General features: G+C 66.7%; 1 protein-coding gene. It reads right to left on the bottom strand.

Annotation, left to right across the window (positions count from 1 at the left end; all coding sequences use genetic code 11):
- Positions 1-5: 5 nt before the first annotated feature.
- Positions 6-1,499: LuxR C-terminal-related transcriptional regulator (locus tag WEB06_03720; protein ID MEX2554723.1), on the bottom strand; the 1,494-nt coding region annotated here is incomplete at its 5' end.

Below are 1,499 nucleotides of genomic sequence, written 5' to 3'. Positions count from 1 at the left end.
CGAAGTCAGGTGCCTCTGCGAGCTGCGAACGTCGCTGCCTCGGCGCGGGATCGGAGGGATAGTTTCATCAAGATGTTGCTCACGTGATTCCCGGCGGTCTTCGTGCTGATGTACAGGCGTGCGGCGATCTCTGCGTTGGTCAAGCCTTCGGCGAGCAAGGCGAGCACGTCTTCTTCGCGTTTGCTGAGGGTTCCGTAGCCTTTCGGTCCGGTGCGCGCGCTTCCGCCCAACGCGCGCATCACCGCGGCGGCGGCGTCGGCTTCGCGTGTCGCACCGAGCCTCTCGAACGCCGACAGCGCGGCCTGGGCATCCGACATCGCGACGTCGGGGGGAAGAACCTGCGCCAACAGCATGCGTGTGCGCGCGATCTCGAGCGGCAGCCGAAGCTTCGTGAAGAGCTCGAGGGCTCGTTCGAGATCGGCGCGCGCGTCATCTGCTGAGCCGGCAGCAAGATGCGCATGCCCAAGCGCACGGGCTGCTTCGGCCGCGACGCGAAGCTCTCCGGTCTCAGACGCGAGCGCCAACAATCGCGCAGCAGCCGTCCGGACACCTTCGGGATCCTTCTTCGCCACACGCACCTGAACGAGTTGCACCAGCAGCGGAAGGGTCAGCAGGGAATCTGATCCGAGCGCGTTCAATCGCCGTTCGAGGATCGCAGCGGCGACGGCGGTCTGTCCTCGCGCGAGTGCCAGCGCGACTTGTGCGCGCGCCGCTTCGGGCAGTCCTTCGTAACCCGCCAGAAGTCGTTCGGCATCCTCGTACCGCCCTTGCAGCACGCGAAGTTCGGCGAGCTTGACCGCCGGATGGACGCAGCGCGAGTGCTGCCCGCTCTCTTCGAGCTGACGGATGGCGTTCAACAGTTCGCGCTCGGCGCCCGGCATGTCGCCGTTGAGTGCGAACAACTCGCCGCAACAGGAACCGCAGAACGCGACGAGGGGGCCGTATTGGTGCTTCTGCATGAACTCCATCATCACAGCCGCCCACTTCTCCAACCGCCCTGCGTCGCCCACGACCTCGGTCAGGATCATGCCGTCGCAACAGGCTTCCCCGACGGTGTCCAGCGTGGTCGCCTCGCCGCCCGTCGCAGCGGCCATGGCTTCGTCGAAGGACGTGACGCCTTCGGCCACGCGGCCTTGGCCTGCCAATGCCAGCGCCAGCCGAGACAGGGAGCGGATCTCTAGGTCGGGATCGCCGTTCGCGCGTGCGAGCGCGAGAGCTTCGCGCGCGAGCCGCTCGACCTCCGAGGGTTCGATCGCTCGCGACGAGCGCTGAAGCGCCAGCCACCCGTGTCCCGCGGACGATGGAGACGACTCGATGATGCTCGAGGCGCGAGCGAGCCACCCGTTCGCCGCCGGCTCGTTGCGCTGTACTTCTCCATATTCGCGGGACAGCCACAGCGCGATCCTGGCTGCCCGCCCGACGTCGCCTTGTTTCCGGAATCCTGCGTAGGCACGCTCTCTCAGGTCGATGGCTCGGTTGGGATCGGCGAGCCACCAATA

This window comes from Actinomycetota bacterium, from assembly GCA_040905475.1.
In the GTDB taxonomy this organism is placed as follows: Bacteria; Actinomycetota; AC-67; order AC-67; family AC-67; genus DATFGK01.
The sequence above is the reverse complement of the archived record's forward strand: the minus strand, read 5'-3'. Positions and strand labels throughout refer to the sequence as shown.